The organism is Bacillus sp. SG-1 (assembly GCF_000181495.1).
GTDB lineage: Bacteria > Bacillota > Bacilli > Bacillales > Bacillaceae_B > Rossellomorea.
The window spans coordinates 1-1,672 of sequence record NZ_ABCF01000159.1; the positions used below are offsets into that span (position 1 = coordinate 1).

The window sequence follows — 1,672 nt, forward strand, 5'->3', positions numbered from 1 at the left end:
CAACGTGCTGGGGGTCAGTGAACCCAATATCCAGATTGAAGACGGAGATCGTATCCGTGTCCAGCTCGCAGGAGTTGAAGACCAGAACGAAGCGAGGGAAATACTCTCCACGCAGGCTAATCTGTCTTTCCGGGATATCAATGACGAAGTGAGGCTGGATGGATCTGACCTTGTTGCAGGTGCAGCACAGCAAGCTTTCGATCAGGGGAACAACCCTATCGTATCTTTGGAGTTAGAAGACCGCGAGAAGTTTTATGAATTGACGAAAGAACTTTCCCAGCAGCCTCAGCCTAGTAACAGGCTGGTAATCTGGCTAGACTTCGAAGAGGGAGTCGATTCTTATCAAGAGGAGATAACAAAAGCTACGCCGAAATTCTTATCTGCTCCTGAAGTTTCAAAACCAATCAATTCGAATGAAGTACAAATCACAGGAAGCTTCACAATCGAGGAAGCCCAAAATCTTGCATCCTTACTGAATGCCGGGGCCCTGCCTGTAGAACTTGAAGAAGTCTACTCGACATCCGTAGGAGCGAAATTCGGTGAACAGGCAATGGATAAAACTGTTACAGCCGGAATCATCGGTATAGTAATTGTGTTCCTGTTCATGCTTGTTTTCTACCGCTTCCCTGGCTTCATCGCCATGATTACCTTGTCAGTCTATATTTTCTTGATCCTATGGGTATTTGACATGATGAATGGTGTCTTGACGCTTCCTGGTATTGCAGCCTTGATCCTTGGAGTCGGTATGGCCGTCGATGCCAATATCATCACGTATGAACGAATCAAAGAAGAACTGAAGGTCGGCAAAAGCGTCCGTGCAGCATTCCAGGCGGGAAATAAATCTTCCTTTATGACAATCCTGGATGCAAACGTGACAACCATTCTTGCCGGGTCAGTCCTATTCTACTTCGGTACAAGCTCTGTCAAAGGTTTTGCGACAATGTTAATTGTCAGCATCCTGACAAGTTTCCTGACCGCTGTATGGGGATCCAGGCTGCTCCTTGGCCTGTGGGTCAACAGCCGGGCATTCAACAAGAAGCCTTCATGGCTTGGTGTAAATCCTAAAGATATCAAAGACATTGCAGAAAACTATGACACACTCGATTTGCCGACTAAATATGATAAGTTCGATTTTGCTAAACAGCGCAAAAAATTCTTTGCTATTTCGGGTATCCTGATTACTGCTGGACTCATTGTCCTGGCAATCTTCAGGCTGAACCTGGGCATTGATTTTGCCAGCGGGACACGGATGGAAATCCTCTCTAATGGCAGCTTGACCTCTGACAGTTTGACTGAGGAACTCGAAGAAGCAGGATTTCCTTCAGACGAAATTGTCATTTCAGGTGACAATGATGAGATCGGGGTTGTCCGCTATAAGGAAGTCCTCACAAAAGAGGAAATCGCCGAATTGAAGAATTACTTCAGTGAAGCTTACGATGCTGAGCCGAATATTAGTACGGTATCTCCGGTTATCGGTAAAGAACTTGCTAAAAACGCGATGCTTGCTGTTGCTATCGCATCGATTGGTATCATTATCTACGTAACCCTTCGATTCGAACTTTACATGGCAATCGGCGCCATTGCTGCCTTGCTGCATGATGCATTCTTTATCATTGCATTCTTCAGCTTGACGCGCCTTGAGTAGATTTGACTTTCATTGCGGCAGTATTGA

At 45.8% G+C, this 1,672-nt stretch carries 1 pseudogene; it reads left to right on the forward strand.

Annotation, left to right across the window (positions count from 1 at the left end):
- Positions 1-1,672: pseudogene (gene secD, locus BSG1_RS19375) on the forward strand (protein translocase subunit SecD); the annotation flags it as partial.